The sequence below is a fragment of the Streptomyces sp. DS1-CR2 genome (genome assembly GCF_055760475.1).
In genome coordinates, this window is the sequence record NZ_CM147085.1 from 1,291,882 (window position 1) to 1,312,526 (window position 20,645).

General features: G+C 68.5%; 19 protein-coding genes and 6 pseudogenes. 12 read left to right on the forward strand and 13 right to left on the reverse strand.

Annotation, left to right across the window (positions count from 1 at the left end; genetic code table 11):
* Positions 1–10: 10 nt before the first annotated feature.
* Together ACY0PA_RS06440 and ACY0PA_RS06445 are read right to left on the reverse strand one after the other, a co-directional pair.
* Entirely contained in the window at positions 11–847 is an 837-nt protein-coding gene (locus tag ACY0PA_RS06440; protein ID WP_473083758.1) for an amino acid ABC transporter ATP-binding protein, read from the reverse strand.
* Entirely contained in the window at positions 844–1,848 is a 1,005-nt protein-coding gene (locus tag ACY0PA_RS06445; RefSeq protein WP_473083759.1) for an amino acid ABC transporter permease, read from the reverse strand. Before ACY0PA_RS06445 ends, ACY0PA_RS06440 begins: the two co-directional genes overlap by 4 nt.
* A gap of 625 nt (positions 1,849–2,473) precedes the next feature.
* Here ACY0PA_RS06445 and ACY0PA_RS06450 point away from each other — a divergent pair.
* Positions 2,474–2,773, forward strand: a complete 300-nt coding sequence (locus ACY0PA_RS06450) for a hypothetical protein (protein ID WP_473083760.1) — start codon at positions 2,474–2,476, stop codon at positions 2,771–2,773.
* A 346-nt stretch (positions 2,774–3,119) separates the two neighbouring features.
* Here the strand turns inward: ACY0PA_RS06450 and ACY0PA_RS06455 are convergent, their stop codons facing one another.
* Positions 3,120–3,716 (reverse strand): NADPH-dependent FMN reductase, encoded by a 597-nt coding sequence (locus ACY0PA_RS06455; protein WP_473086250.1) that lies wholly within the window; start codon positions 3,714–3,716, stop codon positions 3,120–3,122.
* A gap of 112 nt (positions 3,717–3,828) precedes the next feature.
* Here ACY0PA_RS06455 and ACY0PA_RS06460 point away from each other — a divergent pair, with 112 nt between their 5' ends.
* The 4 genes and pseudogenes from ACY0PA_RS06460 to ACY0PA_RS06475 all read left to right on the forward strand — a co-directional run.
* The gene (locus ACY0PA_RS06460; RefSeq protein WP_473083761.1) at positions 3,829–4,665 is read left to right on the forward strand and encodes a helix-turn-helix domain-containing protein; all 837 of its coding nucleotides are present in this window, start codon (positions 3,829–3,831) and stop codon (positions 4,663–4,665) included.
* Positions 4,662–4,850: a DUF2255 family protein gene (locus ACY0PA_RS06465; RefSeq protein ID WP_473086251.1), complete on the forward strand. Its 189-nt coding sequence runs from the start codon at positions 4,662–4,664 to the stop codon at positions 4,848–4,850. Before ACY0PA_RS06460 ends, ACY0PA_RS06465 begins: the two co-directional genes overlap by 4 nt.
* Positions 4,851–5,244: 394 nt before the next feature.
* Positions 5,245–5,433: a hypothetical protein gene (locus ACY0PA_RS06470; RefSeq protein WP_473083762.1), complete on the forward strand. Its 189-nt coding sequence runs from the start codon at positions 5,245–5,247 to the stop codon at positions 5,431–5,433.
* 59 nt (positions 5,434–5,492) lie between these two features.
* Positions 5,493–6,122 (forward strand): annotated as a pseudogene (locus ACY0PA_RS06475) (integrase); the annotation flags it as partial.
* Positions 6,123–6,258: 136 nt separating this feature from the next.
* On the opposite strand, the gene ACY0PA_RS06480 reads toward ACY0PA_RS06475, so the two are convergent.
* The 3 genes from ACY0PA_RS06480 to ACY0PA_RS06490 all read right to left on the reverse strand — a co-directional run bounded on the left by ACY0PA_RS06480 (position 6,259) and on the right by ACY0PA_RS06490 (position 10,104).
* Entirely contained in the window at positions 6,259–6,843 is a 585-nt protein-coding gene (locus ACY0PA_RS06480) for a hypothetical protein (RefSeq protein ID WP_473083763.1), read from the reverse strand.
* A gap of 20 nt (positions 6,844–6,863) precedes the next feature.
* Complete coding sequence (locus tag ACY0PA_RS06485) at positions 6,864–8,534, reverse strand: IlvD/Edd family dehydratase (RefSeq protein WP_473086252.1); 1,671 nt, start codon at positions 8,532–8,534, stop codon at positions 6,864–6,866.
* Positions 8,535–8,652: 118 nt separating this feature from the next.
* The gene (locus ACY0PA_RS06490; protein ID WP_473083764.1) at positions 8,653–10,104 is read right to left on the reverse strand and encodes an Nramp family divalent metal transporter; all 1,452 of its coding nucleotides are present in this window, start codon (positions 10,102–10,104) and stop codon (positions 8,653–8,655) included.
* A 96-nt stretch (positions 10,105–10,200) separates the two neighbouring features.
* On the opposite strand from ACY0PA_RS06490, the gene ACY0PA_RS06495 reads away from it, so the two are divergent.
* Together ACY0PA_RS06495 and ACY0PA_RS06500 are read left to right on the forward strand one after the other, a co-directional pair.
* Entirely contained in the window at positions 10,201–10,968 is a 768-nt protein-coding gene (locus ACY0PA_RS06495; RefSeq protein ID WP_473083765.1) for a FadR/GntR family transcriptional regulator, read from the forward strand.
* A 51-nt stretch (positions 10,969–11,019) separates the two neighbouring features.
* Positions 11,020–11,166: pseudogene (locus ACY0PA_RS06500) on the forward strand (helix-turn-helix domain-containing protein); the annotation flags it as partial.
* Positions 11,167–11,208: 42 nt separating this feature from the next.
* Here ACY0PA_RS06500 and ACY0PA_RS06505 read toward each other — a convergent pair.
* Positions 11,209–11,973 (reverse strand): POT-type proton-dependent oligopeptide transporter, encoded by a 765-nt coding sequence (locus ACY0PA_RS06505; RefSeq protein ID WP_473083766.1) that lies wholly within the window; start codon positions 11,971–11,973, stop codon positions 11,209–11,211.
* Positions 11,974–12,091: 118 nt separating this feature from the next.
* Positions 12,092–12,550 (reverse strand): annotated as a pseudogene (locus tag ACY0PA_RS06510) (oligopeptide:H+ symporter); the annotation flags it as partial.
* An 11-nt stretch (positions 12,551–12,561) separates the two neighbouring features.
* Here ACY0PA_RS06510 and ACY0PA_RS06515 point away from each other — a divergent pair.
* Positions 12,562–12,708 (forward strand): annotated as a pseudogene (locus tag ACY0PA_RS06515) (FAD-dependent oxidoreductase); the annotation flags it as partial.
* Between the two features lie 397 nt (positions 12,709–13,105).
* Positions 13,106–13,450, forward strand: coding sequence for a hypothetical protein (locus ACY0PA_RS06520; RefSeq protein WP_473083767.1), 345 nt, complete (start codon positions 13,106–13,108; stop codon positions 13,448–13,450).
* 180 nt (positions 13,451–13,630) lie between these two features.
* Here the strand turns inward: ACY0PA_RS06520 and gap are convergent, their stop codons facing one another.
* Both gap and ACY0PA_RS06530 read right to left on the reverse strand, forming a co-directional pair.
* Positions 13,631–14,629 (reverse strand): type I glyceraldehyde-3-phosphate dehydrogenase, encoded by a 999-nt coding sequence (gene gap / locus ACY0PA_RS06525; RefSeq protein WP_329567851.1) that lies wholly within the window; start codon positions 14,627–14,629, stop codon positions 13,631–13,633.
* 107 nt (positions 14,630–14,736) lie between these two features.
* Positions 14,737–15,693 (reverse strand): GlxA family transcriptional regulator, encoded by a 957-nt coding sequence (locus ACY0PA_RS06530; protein WP_329567852.1) that lies wholly within the window; start codon positions 15,691–15,693, stop codon positions 14,737–14,739.
* Positions 15,694–15,957: 264 nt separating this feature from the next.
* Here ACY0PA_RS06530 and ACY0PA_RS06535 point away from each other — a divergent pair.
* A pseudogene (locus ACY0PA_RS06535) lies at positions 15,958–16,340 on the forward strand (integrase core domain-containing protein); the annotation flags it as partial.
* A 110-nt stretch (positions 16,341–16,450) separates the two neighbouring features.
* Here the strand turns inward: ACY0PA_RS06535 and ACY0PA_RS06540 are convergent.
* Positions 16,451–16,864 carry a hypothetical protein gene (locus ACY0PA_RS06540; RefSeq protein ID WP_473083768.1) on the reverse strand — a complete coding sequence of 138 codons (414 nt, stop codon included), beginning with the start codon at positions 16,862–16,864 and terminating at the stop codon, positions 16,451–16,453.
* A gap of 610 nt (positions 16,865–17,474) precedes the next feature.
* On the opposite strand from ACY0PA_RS06540, the gene ACY0PA_RS06545 reads away from it, so the two are divergent.
* A complete protein-coding gene (locus ACY0PA_RS06545) occupies positions 17,475–17,723 on the forward strand; it encodes a hypothetical protein (protein WP_473083769.1) in 249 nt (82 codons plus the stop codon).
* A gap of 319 nt (positions 17,724–18,042) precedes the next feature.
* Positions 18,043–18,471: a VOC family protein gene (locus ACY0PA_RS06550; RefSeq protein WP_473083770.1), complete on the forward strand. Its 429-nt coding sequence runs from the start codon at positions 18,043–18,045 to the stop codon at positions 18,469–18,471.
* 292 nt (positions 18,472–18,763) lie between these two features.
* On the opposite strand, the pseudogene ACY0PA_RS06555 reads toward ACY0PA_RS06550, so the two are convergent.
* Together ACY0PA_RS06555 and ACY0PA_RS06560 are read right to left on the reverse strand one after the other, a co-directional pair.
* A pseudogene (locus tag ACY0PA_RS06555) lies at positions 18,764–19,891 on the reverse strand (TIGR02679 domain-containing protein); the annotation flags it as partial.
* Entirely contained in the window at positions 19,797–20,441 is a 645-nt protein-coding gene (locus tag ACY0PA_RS06560; protein ID WP_473083771.1) for a restriction endonuclease subunit S domain-containing protein, read from the reverse strand. The pseudogene ACY0PA_RS06555 and the gene ACY0PA_RS06560, both read right to left, overlap by 95 nt.
* Positions 20,442–20,645: the final 204 nt, after the last annotated feature.

Below are 20,645 nucleotides of genomic sequence, written 5' to 3' on the forward strand. Positions count from 1 at the left end.
TCGGTGGCGGTCAGAGGACTTTGCTGAGGAAGTCCCTGGTGCGCTCGTGTTTCGGGTGGTCGAGGACCTCGGACGGCGGTCCCTGCTCGACGATCCGGCCGTTGTCGATGAACACGACCTGGTCGGCGACCTCGCGGGCGAAGCCGATCTCGTGCGTGACGACGACGAGGGTCGTGCCGCTGGTCGCCAAGTCCTTGATGACAGCGAGGACTTCGCCCACGAGCTCGGGGTCGAGGGCGGAGGTGGGTTCGTCGAAGAGGATCACGCCGGGCCGTAGGGCCAGGGCGCGGGCGATGGCCACCCGCTGCTGCTGGCCGCCGGACAACTGCCGTGGATAGGCATCGGTCTTGTCGGCCAGGCCCACCCGGCCGAGCAGTTCCCGGGCCAGCTCCTGAGCCTGGGGCTTGGTGAGCTTCCCGGTGGCGACCGGGGCGGCGGCCACGTTGTCCAGGACGGTGAGGTGGGGGAAGAGGTTGAAGTTCTGGAAGACGAAGCCGATACGGCTGCGCTGGGCCAGGATGGTCCGCTCGCTCAGCTCCTTGAGCCTCCCCCAGCCTTCGGCCGGGGGGACCCCCATCTCCCTTCGGTCGCCCTGGCGCCGTACGCCGATCAGCTCGCCGTTGACGCTGACATAGCCGACCTCGGGCTTCTCCAGGTGGTTGATGACCCGCAGCAGCGTGGACTTGCCGGAGCCGGACGGGCCGAGAATGACGGTGACCTCGCCGGGCCGTACGGTCAGGTCGACGCCGTCCAGCACCCGGTGGGCGCCGTACCACTTGTGCACGTTGTGCACCTCGACGGCGGCGGGCGCCGCGGTCGTCAGGATCTCGGCGGTCTCGGTGCTCATACGGCGACCTCCCTGCGCGCACGCTCCCGCAACTCCCTGAGGCCGGCGCGGAGTTTCTGCAACGGGGTCGGCGGCAGGGTGCGGGTGGCGCCCCGGGAGAAGTACCGCTCGACGTAGAACTGGACGACGGACACGGCACTGGTGAGGATCAGGTACCAGACGGTGGCGACCAGCAGCAGCGGCACGATGTCGCCGGGGTAGGTGCTGCCCATCGTCTGCACCGAGCCGAACAGGTCGAGCAGCGACACGTAGAACACCAGCGATGTGCCCTTGATCAGGCCGATCAGCTGGTTGACGTAGTTCGGGGTGATGGACCTGAGGGCCTGCGGGAAGACGATCCGGGTGAACTGGTAGCCCTTGGGCAGACCGAGCGCGGCGGCCGCCTCGTGCTGCCCCTGGTCGACGGAGAGGATGCCGCCGCGCACCACTTCGGACGCGTACGCCGCCTCGTTGAGGCTGAGACCGACGACCGCGACCACCATGTCGGTGGCGAGCTTCGACTCGTCGAAGGTGAAGAAGGCGGGCCCGAAAGGCACCCCGAGGCTCACCGTCTTGTACAGGGCACTGAAGTTGTAGAGGAAGATCAGCAGGACGATCAGCGGCACGGACCGGAACAGCCCGGTGTAGACCCAGGTCACGGCCCGCAGCACTGGATTCCCGGAGAGCCGCCCGAGCGCGATCAGGATCCCGCCGAGCAGCCCCAACACCGCGCTGAACGCGGTCACTTCGAGGGTGATGACGAGCCCGTCGAGGATGGTGGGGCGCAGGAACCAGTAGCGGAAGCGGTCCCACTGGTAGAACGGGTTGGTCACCAGCCCGTGGGTGATCTGGGCGACAAGCACGAGCACGACGGCCGTGATGATCCAGCGGCCGGGACGCCGCAGCGGAAGGACCCGCTGCGCCTCAAGGGGCTTTGGCGCGGCGGGGGTGTCGAGGCGGGGGATCGCCTCGGCGGGCGGTGCTGATCCGGAGGACACAGCGATGCCCGGAGATTCACTCATGGTGGGCTCCAGCGGATTCGGACACCCCGGATCACGGAATGCGGCAGTACCGCGCCGAGCGGGAACAGCTCGGCACGACGCGACGCACGGGTACACGCGGATCGGGGGCTGGGCGGGGAGAGGGCACACCGCGACAGCGGTGGTCGTCAGAGACTCAGAAAGCCATCAGCCTTGACAGAGGGCGCAACAAGCGGCCGTACACAGGGCGCTGTTGACACGCATCAGGTCGACGGAGCGGTTCGCGCACAGCGAGACGCGGCCGAGGGGCCGCCATGCGGCCGTCCCGTCAGCTGCGTACATCGCTGTCACCATCACTTCTCCGGCCCTGGGGCATCTCGGTCTGCGCCGCAAGTTAGGCAGGTCCTGAAAAGAATGTCAACGCGAGTGACCACCAGGTGAGACCGCGTGCTCGGCCTTCTCGACGTCGTCACGGAGCGCGTCGAAACTGACGGACGGTCACGATTGTCAGCGCCCACGGCGCGGGTTCGCCCCGCTCATGTGGTCATCGGCCCCGGCCCGCTGACAGGCAACCCTTCCTGTCCCGCTCGGAACTACGATTCTGGGTCTGGCCTGCAGCTTCTCCGCGCGAGGCAGCGGCCTCCACGGCGCCTGGGATGATCCTTCGATGCCGCTGTCGATCGTCACCACGCTGGTCCGCATTTTGATCAAGGTGCCTGCTGCCGTGCTGCGCAGCCGCATGGCGAAAGACGCCGAGGTGTTGGCGTTGCAGCACGAGAACGCGGTGCTGCGCCGCCAGATCGCCCGGGTCCGCTATGAGCCCGCCGACCGGATCTGGCTGGCCGTCCTTTCCCGGCTGGTCCCGCGGGAACGCTGGCGCCAGGTCTTCGCAGTCACAGTCTCCCGGTCGTCGAGCCATACGCAGTGGGCGACCACGGTGTGCGGGCCGAGAATGCCCCTGTTGTAGAACTCCTCGATCGGGCGGCGTCCGAACTGCCGGAGGGATTCCTCGACTTCCCAGATGGTCTCGGGGGAGTGTGTGCAGTCCGGTGTCGAACTCCTCGGCAAGCGCGGCGGCCGCTTTGAAATTCTCCGCGCTGCAGTAGAAGAGGTGCTCGAGTCCGACTCAGGAGCGGACGCGGCCGCCCGCGCAGGTGCGATAGTTCTCCAGCAAAATCGGTGCCGCAGCCTGCTCGTCCAGGGCCCAGGGGTTGACCCCTTGCGCCGGATCCGCGACCCATACAGCCGAGCGCGAGCCTGCTGACCAGCAGATCGGTGCGCCCGAGCGGAAGATTCCTCCATCGTCGCCACGCTCAGGCCGGGTAGGGAGCGGCGTTGCGCGCCGAGCGGAGCGCGGCCGCCCACCAGGCCAACTGGTCGAGCAGCTTCTTGGCGTACCCGGGGGCGTCAGGGGCGAGGGGACGGCCGTCCTGCCACGCCGTGAAGTAGTTCGGGAAGGCCAGACCATCGCGAATCGTCACCGCGTGCAACTCGGTCAGCACGTTCTCCAGGTGCAGCACCGCGTGCCGACCACCTGCTGCACCGCCGTAGCTGACGAAGGCGACGGGCTTGGCTGTCCACTGGGTGAAATGCCAGTCGATGGCCGCCTTCAACGACGCGGGATAGCTGTGGTTGTACTCCGGTGTGACCACGATGAACGCGTCAGCGTTCTCCAGAGCCGACGTCAGTGCCGCCATCCCGGCCGGACGGGGGTAGTCGTCGCCGGCGTACTTCGGCGATGCCGCAGGCAGTGCCAACGGGATGTCGATCTCGGCCAGATCGACGACTTCCACATCGAAACCACGGTGAATGCCTGCCTGTTCGACGACCCACGAGGCCACGACGGGGCCGAACCGTCCATCCCGGACGCTTCCGACGATGATCAACAGCTTGTGCCTGTTCTTTTCCATGCCCACCACGATCAGCCCGCGCCGTGGAGCCAGCCAGACCGTGTTCAGGCTGGCCCCCACAGGGCCAGTCTGAGCACTCCGCGATCAGCGGGCCGCAGCCTATGCTCCCAACATGGGTACGCCGTTAGGGGACTTCATCCGGGCCAAGCGCGACAGCACCCAGCCGGAATCGCTGGGCCTACCGGATCGCGGCCGACGTCGGTCACCGGGTCTACGACGCCTGGATCTCGCCGCGCGGGCGGGCATCAGCGTCGAATACCTGACCCGCATCGAACAGGGCCGTGACCGTAATCCTTCGGTGGCGGTGGTGAACGCTCTGGCCGATGCGCTCAGCCTCGACCCGTCGGAACGCAACCACCTGCGCTACCTTACGAAGATCACTGGCGGCGAATGTTCCGCTCACACCCGGCCCGCACCACCGCGCCGCGACGTCCGTACGTCGGTCCTGGAGACACTCCGCCTCCTTGAACCCGGAATCGCCATGGTGACCAACCGGCTGGGCGACATCCTCGCCCACACCAGCGGCTACGAGTCCGTGACCAGCGGAACCGGACTGCTCGACGCCGACGCCCCGAACCTCACCCGCTACCTCTTCACCGACCCTCGCGCCCGGACGTTCTTCGCCGGCTGGGACGACGTCGCGGACGAGCAGGTCTTCGACCTGTGGCTCGCACCGTCCGTCGAAAACTCCGAGTGGTTCAGGGCAGAACTCGCCCCCACCGGCGGCGCCGACTTCACACGCCGCCTGAACCGTCACGTGGTTCCGCAACGTGGAGCTCTCCGCCTCAACCACCCGTCCGGAGGCGAACTTCGGCTGCTCCGCGAGACGCTCGAACTCCCCTCGGATGCTCAGCAACTGGTCGTCTTCCTCCCCGCGGACGAGAGGACGGCCCAGGCCGTCGACCAACTCCGCCGCCGGTCCCCCAGCCGGCTCCGGGCAATCTCCTGACTCGCTTTGACCTTCATCCGACGTCGAGTCGCGTCACCGTTACGTCAGAGACCAACTACGCCATCAACGACCGCGTCGACGCCGCCTACCACATCAAGTACGGCCGCTACGGCGCAAGCTACGTCCACGCCATGGTGACCTCCGGCACGCGAGCCACCACCCTCAAGGTCGTCCGGAGACCGTAGACCGGTGCCTGCGCGGAACGGATTCAGCACACATGCGGCCGGGAAGCCGCGTGAACACGCGAGAGCTACGGAGGAGTATTTACCCAGGCCAGGCATCCTGGTGCACCTCTGCTTCTCTGTTGCGTCCAGGTGGATTTCGCTAGGCAAGATCGCGTATCGAAAGCAGCGGCTCGGGCGACCTGAGTTCGGTCGGCAGCCGTACGCCCCCTGCACCAACATTGCGAGTGCCGACACATCATCCGGCCAGGTCACGACCTTGATCACTGATCTCGGCCGTGCCCGTCGCTCCCCGGCTGTCTTCACCTTGACCGGGGACGGCATCATGACCTGTCGTGCTGTTGCGCCTGGCCTACCTCGCTGCGTCCAACGCCCTCGCCCTGCTGCGCTGTTGCCGATGAGCGGCCGGGAGAAGGACGTGGAGATACTGACGCTGCGGGACCAGCTACTGGTCCCGCAACGCCAGGTCGGCAGGCCCACGTTCACCGACATCGACCGCACCATCCTCGCCGCAGCTGCTCCACCACGTGCCGGTGGAGCAGCTGCGGCACCTGCGGGTGCCGAATACCTCATCCATCGTTCGTGACCTGCGTGTTCTCATGAGTGGCCGACGGTTGCCGGATGGGCGTGTCAGGCTGCTGGATCGTGCTGCTGCGACTGACCTACCTCGCCGTGTCGAGCGTGTTCGCCTTCATGCGGCTGCTTCCGATGGACAAGGTTGACAAGAAGATCGAGATATTGACGCTGCGCCACCAATTGGCCGTCCTGCAGCGCCAGATCGACAGGCCGCGTATCACCACGGCGGACCGAGCCTTCCTCGCTGCGCTCCTCCACCAGCTACCCAGGCCCAGGCCGCGGCACCTGCGCCTGATCGTCTCACCGGACACGATCCTGCGGTGGCACCGCGACCTCATGCGCCGCCGCCACACCGATGCCTCCCGCCGCAAGCGGGCCGGCAGACCGCCGACCCGCCGCGCCATCCAGGCTCTCGTCCTGCGCCCGGCGGACGAGAATCCAGGCTGGGGCTACCGGCGGATCCACGGCGAACTCGCCGCCCTCAGCATCAAGGAGGCCGCACCCTCCACCGTGTGGGAGATCCTCCGGGCACACGGAATCGAGCCCGCACCCGAACGCGACCGCCAGAGCTGGGCCGCCTTCCTGCGCAGCCAGGCCCACGCAATCCTGGCCCGCGACTTCTTCACCGCCACCACGCTCAGCGGGACGACCCTGTGCATCTTCGCCGTCATCGAACATGCCAACCGCCGCGTCCGCATCCAGCAGGTGTCCAGCAGGGCTTTGTGGTCGATGGCGTAGCGGACCGCCTGGCGGGCAGCCCGGTCTCGGGGCCGACGAACTCCCGGTCCCGGCCGCGGTCCCAGCACACGACCGCTCCCTTTGAGGCTTCCCCTGGTCATGGACACCTGGAGACCGGCACCTGAGGTTCCGGGGGGAGTAGTGCCAGGTGGGATGCAAATACGCGCACGCCACGGTCGCCGCCGATGTCGTCGGCGACACCCAGGGCAATCTCAGGGTCGTGCCGAACGCGATGACCGCCGAACGTCATCGCCGGGCCGATGTTGATACCGCCCGACGGGATCGCGTAGCAGGGGCCCTGTTCGATGGGGCCAAGGGACGGGTTCGGGCCCGTGTGCGCGTAGTCGCCCGACTTGGTGTTGTACGCCGTCTCGCCACGGGCGAAGTCGGGACCGACGCCACACTTGGCGTTCTCGTTGAGCTCCTCGACGGCGCTGCGTAGTTGGACCGGGTCGATGCCGCAGACGCGGGCCGGTTCCTCCAGTGAGCTGCCGTGCTGGACGCAGCCGTTGCGGACGTAGGGGAACTGCGGGATCGGGAAGTGGTGGGACATTTCGATGGGCAGCGCGCGCGTCCGTCGCGGGCGGCGCGACGCACGGACCGTCCCCACTCGGGTTCCTGGACCCTGGCGACGAGCGGAGGCGACATCCGCGGCCAGGACAGACTCGGCGGTGACGGACATGGTCCACTCCCGTGGTCGGGTCAATGCGAGTCACGGGGGACGGCGTGTCCGCGGCAGCCACGGAGAAAGTCGAAGTCGGCACCTCGGTCGGCGCCTTCGACGTGCTGCGTGTACAACCAGGCGTAGCCGCTGTCGTGTTGCGGCGCGGGTGGTTGCCATGCGGCGGCGCGCCGCTCCAACTCAGCCTCATCGACGTCCAATTGCAGCGATCGCTTCGACACGTCCAGGGAGATTGTGTCCCCGTCCTGTACCAGCGCCAGGGGACCGCCGATCGCCGCCTCCGGGGCGACGTGCAGGACGACTGTGCCGTACCCGGTGCCGCTCATGCGGCCGTCGCAGATCCGCACCATGTCGGTGACGCCCGCCTTCAGCAGCTTCGTCGGCAGCGGCACATTGGCGACCTCGGGCATGCCGGGATAGCCCTTGGGGCCTGCGCCGCGGATGACGAGGACCGTGCTCGCGTCGACGTCCAGGTCCGGGTCGTCGCACACCGTGTGGTACGCCTCCGGGGAATCGAAGACGCGGGCCGTGCCGGTGTGGGTGAGCAGGTGCGGGGATGCCGCGGACTGCTTGATGACGGCGCCGTCCGGGCAGAGGTTGCCGCGCAGCACCGCGGTGCCGGTGCCGGCCGGCTGGAAGGGGGCGTCGACGGGCGTGATCACGTCGTCGCCCACGCGCTCGGCGTCCGCGACGTTCTCGCGGATGCTGTTGCCCGTCACGGTGAGCTGTCCGGCGTGCAGTAGCCCGGCCCGCACCAACTCGTTGTGGACGGCGGGCAGTCCGCCCGCGTAGCAGAAGTCCTCCATCAGGTACTTCCCGGACGGCATGAGGTTCAGCAACGTCGGTACATCGCGGGCGAGTTGGTCGAAGTCCTCGGCGTCGAGGTGTACGCCGACCCGCCCGGCCAGGGCCGTGAGGTGGATGATCGCGTTGGTCGAGCCGCCGATCGCGGCGTTAGTGCGGATCGCGTTCTCGAACGACTCCCGGGTGAGGATCCGCGAGGGGCACAGCCCCTCCTCGACCATCTCCACGATGCGGCGGCCCGCCCGCTGCGCGGTCTCGTAGCGACGCATGTCGACGGCAGGCCACGTGGCGGAGCCGGGCAACTGCATGCCGAGGGTCTCTGCCATGCACGCCATGGTGGAGGCGGTGCCCATCGTCATGCAGTGGCCGTTTGAGCGGGCCATGCAGCCCTCGGCGAAGAGGCACTCCTCCTGTGTCATCCGCCCGGCCTTGACGTCGGCCTCGAACTGCCAGACAGCGGTGCCCGAACCGACGTCGCGACCCTGGAACTTGCCGTTGAGCATGGGCCCGCCGGTGACCATCAGCGCTGGCAGGTCGACACTGGCGGCGCCCATCAGCATGGCCGGCGTCGTCTTGTCGCAGCCGGAAAGCAGCACCACGCCGTCGAGCGGGTTGGCGCGGATCAGCTCCTCGACCTCCATCGCCATGAGGTTGCGGTACAACATGGCCGTGGGCCGCATGAGGGTCTCGCCCGTCGCCATCGTGGGGAACTCCAGCGGGAATCCCCCTGCCTGCCACACGCCTCGCTTCACGGACTCGGCGACTTGGGTCAAGTGGGCGTTGCAAGGCGCGAGTTCTGACGCCGAGACGGCGACTCCGATCACGGGCCGACCGTCGAAGACCTCGGGCCCGAAGCCCTGGTTGCGCATCCACGAGCGGTACACCATTCCGCCGCGGCCCTCGGCTCCGAACCAGGCCTGGCTGCGCCGGCCGGACGGGTGGGGGTGGCCTTCGGACATGCGGATCACTCCTTTACTACGTGAACGGGGGTCGGGGCGAGGGGCCTCAGCCGAAGAGGTTGTCGAGCTGCTGCCGCACCGTCAGGACGGACAGCACACCGAACAGCAGCACCGCCCACACCAGCGCGGCCACCCGGTAGCCGTGCACCTTCAGGGGTTTGGGCAGTGCGGTGCGATTCATGACGAGCAGCAGGATCGCGTAGACGAACATCATCAGGCCGGACACGCAGGCCGAGATGACGAGCAGGACGAGCGGCTGGTCGAGGCCGAGCAGCAGCACCAGTGCGCCGACGGCCACGAGGATCCACACAAGACGTGCGTAGATCCGCGACTCGCTGAGCCGACTGCCGTGCAAATACGTCGACTTGAGCACGTCGGCGGTCATCCGGCTGGTGTAGTCGACGATGCCGGTGGCGGCGCTGAACAGAGAGAACGCGCCGATCAGCCAGAAGAACACGCCGAACCAGTCACCGACCCTCTCCTGCAGGACGAGGCCCTCCTTCTCGACGAAGCCCACGTTGTTCTCGAGCCCGCCGGTGCCGTACAGCGTGGAGTGCGCCAGCATCGACGACAGGATGATCGTGACGATGGTGACCAGGGCAAAGGTGATTGCCTGCTCGGCGTTGGCGAACCGCCACCAGCGGCGCCAGCGCGCCATGTTGGTCTCGTTCGGCTCGAAGACGTAACCGACGGCCGAACCGCCGGCCTCCTCCTTGCCGGTGACGGGGCTGACCAGGCGAGGCACGTAGTGGCCCATACCAAAGCCCTTGTCGCGGATCCAGTTGCTCTGCACCAGGTTCTGCCCACCGCCGGCGCCCGCGTAGGCGAGGGCGCCCATGAGGACGGCCACGCCGAGCTCGGACGGGAACGTCGCCTCGGTGACGGCCTTCGGCAGGTCGCCCACGGTGGCGGCGGTGATCGCGAGGGCGAGGGCCACCACGAAGAAGCCGCCGATCAGGACGATCTTCACGCCGAGCATCTTCTCGAGCGCGTTGTAGACGACGGGCGCGAGGGTGAGGATCAGGCCGATGACGACCAGCAGGCCGATTCCGATCCAGGCGGGCTTGCCGCCGAAGACATAACTGAGCATCGTCGCCGAACTGATGGCCCAGCCCGGCCACAGGTTCGCCGCGTACGTGAGTGCCACCATGACCAGGCCCCAGTGCCGCCAGTAGCGGTTGAAGCCGGTGACTGCGGTCTCGCCGGTCGCGAGCGTGTACCGCTCGATCTCCATGTTGAGGAACCACTGAGTGACCACGCCCACCACCGCACCCCACAGGAAGACCAGGCCGGCCTGCGAGGCGATGTAGGGCCAGAGGATGAACTCGCCCGAGGACAGGCCGACTCCGGCAGCCACGATGCCGGGTCCGATGATGCGCCATGTCTTCACGGGCGGGGCAGGCAGCTCCCGGACGGCCGGTGCCGGGAGGAGCTTGGTACGCAGGGGGAACGGCGGGGGCGGGGAGGATGGGGAGGGCGTGCGGTCGGTGTCGGTCATCTTTGGCGTCTCCGGGAGCCGTTGGGGACAGGAGCGCGTACGATGCCGGGCAATCATTGAATGATTCGATCGAACCGTCCAGGGGGTGCGCACGAGATGGTGGCGAAAGCCCGTACCGGCCGAACGGACCGAACGGATCCGAAGAACCCAGCGGTCCGCATCGGCCGAACAGGGCATCAGCAGCTCGTCGACGAACTCGGCCGCCACATCGTCTCGGGCGCCTTCCCGGTCGCCTCGCCGATGCCCGTCGAGGACCACCTCGCACTCGAACTCGGCGTCAGCCGCGGTGCGTTGCGGGAAGCCGTCAAGGCACTCGCCGCGAAGGGAATGCTCACCACCCGCCCACGCACCGGCACCCGGGTACTGCCCCCGGATCAGTGGAATCACCTGGACCGTGACGTCCTGGCCTGGCAGCAGGAGTGCGATCCACGCCAACTGCTGCGCGACACGGGCCAGCTACGCCGCATCGTCGAACCGGAGGCGGCACGCCTGGCGGCGGAGCACTGCCAGCCCGATCAACTGGCCGCGCTGCGGGCCGCGATGGACGCCATGGAGGTCGCCGAGGCGCGCGGCGACCGGACGGCCTACGTGGAGGCGGACACCGCCTTCCACCGCACCCTCCTGGCCGCGGGCGGCAACCGTCTCCTCGGCTCGCTCGGGCGCGCCATCGACGTGGCCCTGCGCCACCACTTCGCCATCAGTACGCAGACGCCGGGCGCCGTCGCCTCGTCACTGCCCGGACACCGGGCAGTGGTGGACGCGGTGACGGCGGGCCGCGGGGCGGACGCGGCGGACGCCGTCACCGGCCTCATCACGGCCGCAGAGCGGGAAGTCGCCGATTCACCAGGATTCCCCGCCCCCTGACCTTGCCCTTGCGGCGTCTCACGCAGCGAGGCGGACCGCCTCCGGGAGACGGTCCGCACCCAGCTGACGGGCAGCGGCTCGATCGCGGAGACGGCCGACGCCCTCTGCCGCCACCGCAACACAGTCCAGCACCGCTTCGTCCGCTTCCACGAGCTGACGGGCCGTGGCATCCGCAGGCCGGACGACGCGGCACTGGTGCCGGTGGCGCTGGGGCCCGCTGAGCGCGCGGACCGGTTCGGTTCAGCTCCCGAGCCCCGATTCCAGCAGTCTCCCCACCGGCTTGCGTACGGCGAACAGGACCAGACCGATACCGATGCCGCACACGGCGGTGACGGTGAAGCACGAGGCGTTGTCGATCACGGTGAACAGCTGCCCGAGGAGCCCCGCGAGCGACGAACCCAGCGCGAGCGTGTGGAAGTTCAGGCCGACCATCTGCGAGCGGAACTTCTCGGGTCCGATCCGGGTGGCCAGCGACAGGCCGATCGGCCCGATGAACACCTCCGAAGATCCGGCGGCCATCATGAACAGCAGGATGAGAAAGAGCGGGATCGCCGCGTCGCCGGTGGCCTCGGAGATGATCAGCAGGAAGAGATAGGCGCAGCCGATCTGGGTCAGTCCGATGGCGACCTTGGTCACCGGGCCCGGCTGGCGCTCCCCGAGGCGCTTCCGCAACCGGGCGATGAGCGGGGTGATGAGGACCGCCGCCAGGGGGCTGACGGTGGTGATCCAGGCGACGGGGAACGTCCAGCCGCCGATGTGGAGATCGATCCGCTCGGTGATCAGGATCGAGATGGCCGTGAACTTCTGGAACAGGGAGCCGAAGTAGACACCTGAGGCGAGGAACAGCGGCAGATAGCCGAGGATGCGCCGGCGCTCGTCGCGGGTGACCTCCGACGATGTTGTCATCGTGAGGAAGTAGGCGGCCGCGGCCACCAGCGCGGTGATCGTGACCACGGTGGACAGGTTCCCCGCCCGGAGCAGTCCGGTGGCGACGGCGCCGCCCACGACCGCGACGCAGGCCAGGACCAGAGCGGCCAGGAGCGGCCGACGCCCCGTCGGCGGTGGATTGTTGACTGTCTTGGCGCGCTCGGGGAGCCGGTTTCATCGACACGACGTACTGGATGAGCGCCCCGGCCATGCCGATGGCCGCGAGCCCGAATCCGAAGTGGAAACCGAGCTCGTTCTGGGCGAGCCCGGTGGTGAGCGGGCCGACCACCGCGCCGATGTTGATGGCCATGTAGAAGTACGAGAATCCGGCGTCGCGGTAGCGGTCGTCCGTGTGCTGGTCGAGGACGAAGCCGACGATCGACGTGATGTTCGTCTTGAGCGCGCCGGTGCCCAGCACGATGAGGACCAGGCCGGCGCCGAGGCCCGAGAAGCCGGGCGCGAAGGCGAGCACGACATGCCCCGTGGTGATGACGACGGCCCCGTACAGGACCATCTTCTGCGGGCTGACGAGCCGGTCACCGAGCCAGGCGCCGAGGATCTGCGACAGATAGACCGCGCCGCCGTATGCGCCGACGATGCCGGAGGCGAGGGCCGGATCGAGGGCGAGGCCGCCCTCCCCGATCTCGTACAGCAGACGTCACGGTCCTGGAGAAACACGGGGACTTTCTGCGCGACTTCCGCGGCGACACAGTGCGTCCCTCGACCCTGGCGCTGCTGGACGATCTCGGTCTGGCCGAGCGCTTCGCCCGTCTGCAGCAACGTCGGGTGACCACGGTCCAGCTGCCTCTCGGCAGATACGAACCCGCGGACCGGCTGTGGCTCGCTGCCCTGTCCTCGCTGATCCCCCGCCGCCGCTGGACGCACGTCTTCCCCCTCACGCCAGGCACACTACTGGCATGGCACCGCAAGTTGGTCGCCGTGGGACTACTTTCAGCAGCGCCACGGACCAGGGCGGCCGCCCACGAACACCGCCATCAAATAGCTCGCGCTGCACCTCGCTCAGGAGAACAGCCGATGGAGTCATCGCCGGATCCAGGGTGAACTGGCCCGGCTCGGACACCCGATCGCCGCATCGACGGTCCGGGAAAGCCGGCACTCGGCCGGCATCGATCCGGCCCCGCGCCGGGCCGGCCCAACCTGGCGCGAGTTCCTGTCCGCGCAGGCCGATGGCATCATCGCCTGCGACTTCTTGAGCATCAACACCATCGGCCTGCAGCGCCTGTACGCCCTGGCCTTCCTCGAACACGGCACCCGCACGCTGCACGTCGCCGGCGTCACCGCACACCCAACAGCTGCCTGGGCCGCCCAGCAAGCCCGCAACGTCGCCACCGACCTCGGCGCGCGTATGGATTCACTGCGCTTCCTCATACGAGACCGCGACAGCATGTACACCGACGCCTTGGGCACGGTGTTCCAGGCCGACCCAGCCCCGCTCTCCGTCCCCACTTGGTTGTGGGCTTTGACCAGGGGGCAGGTCCGTCCGATAGCCGCCAGATTACGAGGGGCGTCGCGGACTGTCAGGGGGTGGCCATAGACCCTCGCGGGGCGACGCTCGAAGGACCCTTGACCGGCCGTGGCGCTCCCGCACCCTCCGGAGGCCGGGCGGACCCGCTCCTGTGACTGGGCGCTCTGGTTGACCCGTCGGGCAACCAGAGCGCCCAGGAAGCACCGGCCCGCGCGGTCGCCGGAGGCGGGGCACCACCCCGGCGCCCGGTCAGCGGGTGGCGAGGAACTCGAGCGTGTCGATCACGCGGTTCGAGAAGCCCCACTCATTGTCGTACCACGCGACCACCTTGACGTGGCGGCCCTCGACGCGGGTGAGGGCCGAGTCAAAGATCGACGAGGCGGGATTACCCACGATGTCGGACGACACGAGCGGGTCCTCCGAGTACTCGAGGATGCCGGCGAGCGGCCCCTCCGCTGCGGCGCGGTACGCCGCCAGCACGTCGTCGCGCGTCACGTCGCGGGCGACGGTCGTGTTGAGTTCGACGATCGAGCCCACCGGCACCGGTACGCGGATCGAGTCGCCCGACAGCTTGCCGTCGAGGTTCGGCAGCACCAGGCCGATCGCCTTGGCGGCACCGGTAGTGGTCGGCACGATGTTGACGCCGGCGGCCCGGGCGCGACGGGCGTCGCGGTGCGGGCCGTCCTGCAGGTTCTGCTCCTGCGTGTAGGCGTGCACCGTCGTCATGAACCCGTGCTCGATACCGGCGAGTTCGTCGAGGACCGCGGCCAGCGGCGCGAGCGCGTTGGTGGTGCAGGAGGCGTTCGAGACGATCGTGTGCACGGCCGGGTCGTAGGCGTCGGTGTTGACCCCGAACGCGAGCGTGACGTCGGCGCCGTCCGACGGCGCGCTGACGAGTACCTTCTTCGCGCCCGCGTCGAGGTGGGCGCGGGCGGCCTTGGCCGAGGTGAAGCGGCCGGTGGCTTCCAGGACGATGTCGACGCCGAGTTCGGCCCACGGCAGCTGCGCCGGTTCCCGCTCGGCCAGCACCGTGATCCGACGGCCGTCAACGACGAGGGCGTTCCCGTCGACGGTCACCGGGCGCCCGAGCCGGCCGGCCGTACTGTCGTAGGCGAGCAGCCGGGCGAGAGTGGCGGGCTCCGTCAGGTCGTTGACGGCGACGATCTCGAGGGCGCTGTCGCGCTCCAGTAGTGCGCGCAGCACATTGCGTCCGATGCGGCCGAATCCGTTGATGGCGATGCGAGTCATGAGTGATGTCCCTTCCCTTCGCCACCAGGGTCGTCCGCGGCTCGAGCCGCTGACAGTGGCGGGATCGCCATGGTTCAAAAGGATCCCGCCACGCGGTGCCGGGCAGGTTACTCGCCCCGGGTGAAGGTGCGCCGGTACTCGCTCGGTGTGGTGCCGAGGATGCGCTGGAAGTGCAGGCGCAGGTTCGCGCCGGTGCCGAGCCCGACGTCGGCGGCGATCTGCTCGACACTGCGCTGCGAGCGCTCGAGCAGTTCGCGGGCCAGGTCGATGCGGGCGCGCATCACCCACTGCATCGGCGTGTAGCCGGTCTCCTCGACGAAGCGCCGGGAGAACGTGCGCGGCGAGACCCCCGCCTGCCGCGCCAGTGTGTCGAGAGTGAGGGGCTCGCCGAGCCGGTGCAGCGCCCACTCGCGGGTGGCGGCGAACCGCTCGCCGAGCGGTTCGGGGACGCTGCGCGGCACGTACTGGGCCTGGCCGCCGCTGCGGTACGGGGCGGCAACCAGACGCCGGGCCGCGTGGTTGGACGCGGCCACTCCGAGGTCGCCGCGCAGGATGTGTAGGCACAGGTCGATGCCGGAGGCGGCGCCAGCCGAGGTGAGCACGCTGCCCTCGTCGACGAACAGCACGTTCTCGTCGACCTGGACGAGCGGATGCCTGGCCACGAGTGCCCGCGTGTAGTGCCAGTGCGTCGTGGCGCGCCTTCCGTCGAGCAGCCCCGTGGCGGCGAGCGCGAAGGCGCCCGTCGAGATGGCGGCGAGCCGCGCGCCCCGGTCGTGGGCGGCGATCAGTGCGTCAATGACGGCCTGCGGCGGGTCGTCACGGTCCGGGAACCGGTAGCCGGGGACGAAGACGATGTCGGCCCACGCAAGCGCGTCGAGGCCGTGGGCAACGTAGTACGCGAGGCCATCGCCGCCGGTCACGAGACCGGGTGCCGCGCCGCACACCCGCACCTCGTACGGCATGCTCGCGCGGGTCGTGAACACCTGCGCGGGAATGCCGACATCGAGCGGCTTCGCACCCTCGAGCACAAGGACGGCGACGCGATGCAGGCGGGAGGCTGACACAGGAAGAGGTTACGTGGGGCGTGACTTCGATACGCCCACTGCGCGGACCGGACAGACGACACATCGCCCGGTCTGTCTTCCACGTTGCAGTCCACCGCCGTCCCACCCGTCGCCCGCCCCCAGCCGACCTGAGACCAAACACGCGCTCAGGAGGAACCTCCCTCCCCCCCCCACGCTCTCCAGTCCCCCATTAGCCCCGGCGGGCCAAGTCGGCCTGCTCACGGGCCGACCAGGTCTCGGCGAGTGAAGTGGACCCGCCAACCCGTCGAGCACGGCACCCGGCGCATCCGGATCCTGGGCGCCACCGCACACCTCACCGCGGACTGGGCGGTGCAGCTGGGACGCAACCTCGCCATGGACCTTCAGGACGCAGGCAACAAGACCAGATTCCTCATCCGCGACCAGGACTCCAGGTTCGCTGCCGCCTTCGACGCGGTGCTGGCCGTTGCCGGACTCGAGATCGTGAGGAGTGGCGTTCGGATGCCACGACTGAACTCCCTCATGGAGCGCTGGATACAGACCTGCCGCAGGGAGCTGCTGGACCGTACCCTGATCTGGACCAACGCCACCTGCTCCACGCTCTGCGCGAGTTCGAGTCCTTCTACAACGGACACCGCCCCCACAGGCGGAACCATCCACGAGTACCACCGTGCGGCGGCCTGAGCAGGGCGGATGAATTTTCGGCACCCGCAGGGCAATGGCCGGCACGATGCGGCGTTGCCGGACCTGGTCACGGTAGATGTCTCGAGTCACCCCCCTACTGGCCGACGACGCGGGCGTCGTCCCCAGCTCGCGCGCCTGCCTCCTTCAGCAGGGTCCAGCCGTCGACTTCCACCAGCCGTCGCTCCCCCGGCTGCCAACCGTGGGACAGCGCCACCTCGAGCAGGGCCCGTACGGCGCCCGGCTCGTGCAGGTTCAGGGACTTGCCCCGGGTGAAGCCCACGTCCCCGGAGCCCAAGGGGGCTCCGCCCGGGACGAACCGGCCGGGGCCGCCGGCGAACACGATGCGCAGCGGGCCGCCGGTGCCGACCGGCTGCGGGGACAGGGTGAGGGTCTGTCGGCAGTCCACGGACCGGCCGCCGTCATCCGTACTATGGCTGTGACGCATGGTCCACATGTACACACGCCCGTTGGCGACGAGCCGACGGGGCTTCTTCGCATTGCGGGGCACGGAACCGAGGATACGTGGACCGACCCACGCGACGCCCTCTACCGGTGATCAAACTTGGATGAGGCGAGTAGGGCAGCCGTTCCTTTGAGTTCCCGATGTACCTGGACATCGGGTTCGATCGGCCGTTCACGGTGCTGACGTCGTCCACCGCCGTACAGCGTGGCGCCGGTCTCTTGGCTCGTTTCCTCATGGCTGTTCGCCCCCCTGTCCCGTTCGGCGGGGGAAAGATATGGCCTGGATTTATCGGTCCGAGCTTGGAACCAAGGGCTGAGCGCCGAGGCCGCCAACGACGCGGTGATGGCCGCCCCGACCGCCGACCGGGCTGCCGCGCTTCGGTGAATCCCTTCGGGAAGGGCCGCGTAGTCCGCCGCGTCCGTGGAGCAGGAGGACAACGCGGGGGTGCGTCAGACGGGCTGAGTGGTGATGCGGGCTCCGACCACAGCCAGCTTGGCGACACGCGCTTCGTAGCCACGCTCCAGATAGCGGTTCCGGCGATGGTGCTCGTGCCGTCGGCGACGAGCGCGGCGAGGACGTAGCCGAAGCCGGCCCGCAGGTCAGGGATGACGAAGTCGGCGCCGCGCAGGCGCCGGGGACCGCTGATCTTGGCGGTGTGCTGGAAGTACCGCCCGTGGAAGCGGCAAGCGACCGCTCCCAGGCACCTCGTGGTCAGCTCCACCGAGGCGCCAAGCTCGGCTACACCTACGCCGGGTCTACGAAGTACGCCTCCGCCACCTCCATCGGCTCGGGCCAGACGGTGAAGAAGTCGTTCGGCCTGGGTGCCACCGCGTACTGCAAGAGCATCACCGGCGTACTCAACTACAGCGGCGGCACGTTCCAGACACCCGCCACTCACTGCTGAAACCAACATCCCGCAGGCCCCGTCTGATCAAACGGGGCCTGCGGCCCTGTCTACCTGACTCTAACTACGCAAGGACCGCGCCGTGTCTTCCGCGATCTTCCAACATCACGTCGGCTACCCGTCTGGCAGGGCGGCATGAAGGGCGCGCTGATCGCCTCCGCGAGTCTGATGCAGGTTTGGGTGACAGGTTCGGTCACGCCGTTCTCGCGGACTGTCCCGTTTGATCACTTTGCGTCCAAAGCTGCCCGGGACGCGCGATGGGTGGCAGCGGATATACCTGGGGAGGTGAGCGGCAGAGTCCGCCTGCTACGGTGCGCCGATGTCAGCGATCAAGAAGTTCCAAGTCACCTTCGACTGCGCAGAACCTGAGCGTCTCGCTCGATTCTGGTGCCAGGTGTTGGGGTACGTAATACCGCCGCCACCAGAGGGGTTTGTCACTTGGGACGATTTCAAGCGTTCGCAGCCACCTGAGCAGCGGGATTCATGGTTCGCCTGCATAGATCCCACAGGCGTGGGCCCGCGACTGTACTTCCAGCGCGTTCCCGAGGGGAAGGCCGTCAAGAACCGGGTTCATCTTGATGTGCGGGTCGGCACCGGACTCGTGGGTAAGGAGCGCCTCACCGCACTTGAGGCCGAATGCACGCGACTGGTCCCTCTCGGTGCGGTACACGTGCAAACGCTGTATGACGGCAACGACGCGTGCATCCCGATGCTGGACATCGAGGGCAACGAGTTCTGTATCGACTGAGCATTCTCTGAGCCCGGGCGGCGGGGAGCCGCCTCCCTTGGGTCTCTCCGGCCTCGTATGGGGCGGGAGTTACCCCGTGAGGGCGAGGTTCTGCAGATGGGCAATGTGGCAATGCCCAGCATGGCGGCGCCGACGTCTCTATGCCTGGCGTGACAGGCCGGCCACCAAGAGGTCGAGGGTGGCTTCCTCGTGGAGCGCGACGCCGAGAGCGGTCATGGCAGGAGCGAGATCCGGGGGCGCTGACCGGCCGTCCCTCGAGCGCCAGTTGAGGGATGCCCTCAGCCTGACTGCGCGCGGCCAGGTGCTCGTAGTCCGCGGCACTCATGCGCCACGACAGGGCTTCGTAGCGGCGGATGACTCGGTTGACCAGAGTGATCCCTGGCCAGTCGAAGTCGCCGTGGTACGCGAAGCGGCAGCCCGTGGTGGCGAGGGCGTCGAGAAGCGTGAAGACCACCGTGGCCGCGCTGCCGGACGTGCAGACCAGGGGCTGTGCGCAGGCCGCTTCAGCTGCGGCTTCCACCACGCGCGGGTTCTCACAGATGTGGATGAGCGTGCCAGTGGGGAGTTGCAGCCGCAGAGTGTGCAGGTCGCGCGGTGTGAGGTGGGCTTCGGCGTGATTCTCGGCCCGTTCTCGTAGGCCGCGCTCCTGCCAGCCCTCGCCTTCTGGGCGTAGCCCGTAGGTCAGCACCGTGCTGGAGACCTCGTCCGGCGTGACGGATACCAGTCGCCACAGGGCGCGTCGGCCGGCCGCGTCGTCGGGGAACTCGGTGTCATGGGCGAGGGCGACGCCGCGTTGGACGAGGCGTGCGAGCCAGGTGCCGTCGTCCAGGCCGTGCGCGGAGCCGGTCGCCATGGCGGCGAGTTCTCCTCGGCCGAGTGCGCCGTTGCGCTCGGGCCCGAGGACAGTGGTGAGGACGTGGACTGCCTGCTGGAGTGTCTGTATCGCCGCTTCGGACGGCACTCCTTTCGGAACGCCGGCACGGCGCAAGAGGTCGTACCACTGCGGGGGCCATTCCTGGTCGGCGAGCGGGGAGGCGTCCAGCGACGAAGTGAGGGACGACCACACCTGCTCCCGCTGTGCCGCCAGGTCCGCGCGGGCGGCACGGCGGTCGTTGAGTGGCGGGCCGAGTTCCTCCAGGGTCTGTCTGAGGCCGAGTGCGGCGGCCGAGGCGCGTAGCCGTGCGTCGAGCATGTCGAGCCGCACGGTCACGGTGGTACCGGTGAGGGGTTTGCCCAGCAGGAGAGACAGGTCGTTGCGTTCCTGGGCGTTCACCGCGGTCAGCCGGAGCGAACCGGTGGCCTGTACGCCGTTGCTCTCCAGGCGCTTACGTGCCCCCTGCCAGAGCCGGGTGAGTCCAGATCCCGTCAGCCAGTCGCGCGTTGCGGCGGGTAGCGCGCTCATGCCACAGCCAGCGCCCATCGACGCCCGGCGCGGGCACCAGCCGAAGGCTCTTGTCGCTCAGCAGCAGGCCCGAGCGGTAAGCTGCGACTTGGACCGCCGCGCCGACGTGATCAGGGGAGTTGGCGCGGCACAGCAAGATGTCGCCGGCTCTGATCTCATGGCGCTCATCGATGCGTACTCCGGCACGGACAGCCTTGTTCTCGGTCTCGTGGAAGGCCCCGCGTGTCATGGCGCTGGTCTTGATCACTCCCCACTCGTCGTCGCGCGCAGGCCGCCTGTTGTACTCCAGTGACCGGCCCGATTCGATCCCCTTGATGACATCGTCGAGCCGCCCCCATGACCAGCCGTCAGGAAGATGTCCGAGGGGCGCATCACATTCCGGTGCCAGGGCATCATGGGCCGCGCCCTGCAGAGCCGTAATTCCTGCTGCCGCACGGCGCAGAGCCTCACCACCACGATCCAGGCGCCGGAGCCGTTGCCGCAGTATGCCGAGGGTGCGATGCTGCTCCGCCAGCGGCGGCAAGGGCAGTCTGACTTCTTGCAGTGCGCTCACGGTCAGCGAGCGCATGCGACCGCCGCCCGCAGCCGCCTCGAGCTGTTCACGCACCTGGGAGGACCGCCACAGGTGCCCCAGAAACTCGGGGTGCAGGATCCCGGGTCGCACTTGTACCCTCATCATGCTGCTCGGAAGGGCCGCCGGCGCGAACCCGTCCCCAACCAGCGCCCCTCGGCCAAGCCGGTCCAAAGTCCCCGCGCTACGGCAGATGAGAAA

Coding starts and splice junctions, on each gene's coding strand:
- ACY0PA_RS06440 (WP_473083758.1), bottom strand. CDS start 847: ATGAGCACCGAGACCGCCGAGATCCTGACGACCGCGGCGCCCGCCGCC.
- ACY0PA_RS06445 (WP_473083759.1), bottom strand. CDS start 1,848: ATGAGTGAATCTCCGGGCATCGCTGTGTCCTCCGGATCAGCACCGCCC.
- ACY0PA_RS06450 (WP_473083760.1), top strand. CDS start 2,474: ATGCCGCTGTCGATCGTCACCACGCTGGTCCGCATTTTGATCAAGGTG.
- ACY0PA_RS06455 (WP_473086250.1), bottom strand. CDS start 3,716: ATGGAAAAGAACAGGCACAAGCTGTTGATCATCGTCGGAAGCGTCCGG.
- ACY0PA_RS06460 (WP_473083761.1), top strand. CDS start 3,829: ATGGGTACGCCGTTAGGGGACTTCATCCGGGCCAAGCGCGACAGCACC.
- ACY0PA_RS06470 (WP_473083762.1), top strand. CDS start 5,245: ATGAGCGGCCGGGAGAAGGACGTGGAGATACTGACGCTGCGGGACCAG.
- ACY0PA_RS06480 (WP_473083763.1), bottom strand. CDS start 6,843: ATGTCCGTCACCGCCGAGTCTGTCCTGGCCGCGGATGTCGCCTCCGCT.
- ACY0PA_RS06485 (WP_473086252.1), bottom strand. CDS start 8,534: ATGGTGTACCGCTCGTGGATGCGCAACCAGGGCTTCGGGCCCGAGGTC.
- ACY0PA_RS06490 (WP_473083764.1), bottom strand. CDS start 10,104: ATGACCGACACCGACCGCACGCCCTCCCCATCCTCCCCGCCCCCGCCG.
- ACY0PA_RS06495 (WP_473083765.1), top strand. CDS start 10,201: ATGGTGGCGAAAGCCCGTACCGGCCGAACGGACCGAACGGATCCGAAG.
- gap (WP_329567851.1), bottom strand. CDS start 14,629: ATGACTCGCATCGCCATCAACGGATTCGGCCGCATCGGACGCAATGTG.
- ACY0PA_RS06550 (WP_473083770.1), top strand. CDS start 18,043: ATGTCAGCGATCAAGAAGTTCCAAGTCACCTTCGACTGCGCAGAACCT.
- ACY0PA_RS06560 (WP_473083771.1), bottom strand. CDS start 20,441: ATGCGCTCGCTGACCGTGAGCGCACTGCAAGAAGTCAGACTGCCCTTG.